Annotated in this window: 2 protein-coding genes and 1 pseudogene; 1 reads left to right on the top strand and 2 read right to left on the bottom strand. The window is 39.1% G+C overall.

Annotated features, from left to right (window positions below):
• Both A3761_RS21470 and A3761_RS21465 read right to left on the bottom strand, forming a co-directional pair.
• A partial coding sequence (locus A3761_RS21470) for a PAS domain S-box protein (protein WP_156492019.1) occupies positions 1 to 292 on the bottom strand: 292 nt, incomplete at its 3' end.
• A gap of 8 nt (positions 293 to 300) precedes the next feature.
• On the bottom strand, positions 301 to 1,140 hold the full coding sequence (locus A3761_RS21465) for an alpha/beta fold hydrolase (RefSeq protein WP_231875553.1): 840 nt from the start codon (positions 1,138 to 1,140) through the stop codon (positions 301 to 303).
• A 589-nt stretch (positions 1,141 to 1,729) separates the two neighbouring features.
• On the opposite strand from A3761_RS21465, the pseudogene A3761_RS21460 reads away from it, so the two are divergent.
• Positions 1,730 to 2,311 (top strand): annotated as a pseudogene (locus tag A3761_RS21460) (cytosine permease); the annotation flags it as partial.
• Between the last annotated feature and the right edge of the window lie 29 nt (positions 2,312 to 2,340).

The following is a 2,340-nucleotide window of genomic DNA, read 5'->3' as shown; positions in this document are numbered from 1 at the left end:
TGTGTTCTTTATCTAAACTTATACTGGCCACTACTGGAACTTTTTTACCTTGATATGTAATCACAGTAAGTTGCACTTCTTCAGCATAAAACTCATTAATCAATAATGGGTAAACATAACTGTCAATAAAAATATTTGAAGCCTTGGTGAAAATATTAGACAGTGGCATTGAAGACAGTTCTTCTTTTTTCCAGCCAAGTAAGGTCAATAGATGCTTATTGCTATAAGTAATAGCTCTCTTAGAATTCACAACTAAGTGACCAGAATGGAAACTGTCTAAGAAAGAATCCACTTCAGCACCTAAGCCTTATTTCTATTTATGAAATCTATAAGTAAAGGCATAAGTAGGGCTGGATCGGTCATGTGGGGGCAGTGCCCCTCGGCCTCAATTAAAGCTAATTGACTATCGTTTATATTTTCAGCCATATATTTTCCGACCTCTGGCGCGGCTAAGGAATCTTTTAAACTCTGAAAAATAAATGTCGGTTTAAGTATATTTCTTAACATTGTTCTGTAGTCAGAGAAGAATGTCGCTATAGCAAACGTTTTTGCAATTACGGGGTCTGTACTGCAAAAACTGCCAGATAACTCTCCAATAAGTTCAGGCGAGTGCCCCGCACCCATAACAAGAGGAGCTAAATAGTTCGCCCACCCTATATAATTCTTGTCCATTAAGTTTATTAGCTCTTCTAAATCTTCTCGCTCAAATCCACCCATATAATCTGGAGGTATATTCATAAAACAAGGTGAAGGGCAAATCATGGTAATATCGGAAATTCTATCACCGCAATTAATCGAGGCAATACCTGCAATAATAGAGCTTACTGAATGGCCAATGATCGAAACATTAGAAAGATCTAAAGCTAATAATATTTCCTCTATATCTTTCGCATAACCATCAAGGCTTGCGTATCTTTTTTTAGAAAAGCTATTTAAGTCTGATTTTCCAGAGCCAACATAATCGAACAAAACAACTTTAAACTGTTTCTCAAGCGCTGGAAGCATGAAGCGCCACATATTCTGATCACAGCCGAAACCATGTGCCAATAGAACTATCTTGTCTCCGTTTCCGGAAATATTGACATTATTTCTTTTCAATATTTCCGCTTTATCGTGGCACATAACTTTTTGATCAATCATAACAATGAACCGTGCAATAAAAAGTGTTGCTGAATTTAAGTAAAGATATTATTAAAGATAGCATAGTAGTAGGTCTCTGCTTTAGCTAGAAGCGTAGTCGTAAAGCTACTTTTTGTACTGAAGCATGTGGTTTATCGAAGCATAAAATAACGATTTTGAACACTAACTCTCGGATTATCGTAACCTTGAAAATGAACGCTTTAAGTTTAAATTTTACTATTTTTACCACGGTTAATAATGATCGCGTTGCTCTTTTAGAAATATTTAGGATAGCAAAAACTTAATATCAAAAAAAAGCCGCTTTAGAAGCAAAGCCTTAATTTTCCAGCAAGCTAGTTCATGACGATTAGGCCAAAACCAAATTGCACCTTCAACGGCAAGTTTTGGCACTTTTCTGACCAAGTCTTGCTTAGAATGGTTAGGCCCAAGTCAGACCATTTATTCTAATAGGCCAGCTTGGGTGCTGACTTTTAGGCATTAGTTATATCGTGACCTAACACGTTTAAAGCTCGTTTTCGCCCTAAAAAAGCATTACCCTGTCTAGCTAAATACTCATTTATAAGTACATAAAACTTTTGCTATAGAACTTATGCCTGCCAAACAGAAGATTCTTAAAGTTCGTCGCCACTATAACCAGTGGGTGGCTGACCAAACCCTAGAAGATTACGCCTTACGATTCACCGCTCGTAAAGCTCGGCGTATGGGTATTAGCCGTGTCGGCAAAACCGCTTTAGGGGCGACTGCTTTTTTGGCACTTGAAAGCATTGCTGCAGCGGTAACGATTAACTATGGTTTTGTGAATACCATTGCAGCGATGTTAGTCGTTGCAGCGGTTTTCTTTATTACCGGTTTTCCAATTGCTTACTACTCAGCTAAACACGGTTTAGACATTGATCTTTTGACGCGAGGTGCCGGGTTTGGCTACTTGGGCTCCACAGTCACGTCACTTATTTATGCTTCGTTTACTTTTATCTTCTTTGCGATTGAAGCCGCTATTCTCGCATCGGCTTTACATGCCTTGCTGGGTATTCCGCTATCGATCGGGTATTTCATTTGCGCTGTGGCGGTTATCCCTATTGTGATCCGGGGGATTACCACTATTTCGCGTTTTCAAGTCGGGACGCAAACTCTGTGGTTACTATTACAAATCGCGGCAATCGCTACCGTGATCATTGGCAAATAACGCGGCCTGTTGATGCG

The sequence above is a fragment of the Oleiphilus sp. HI0123 genome (genome assembly GCF_001635315.1).
Note: the sequence above shows the minus strand (reverse complement) of the source record. Positions and strands in the feature narration are given on the sequence as shown.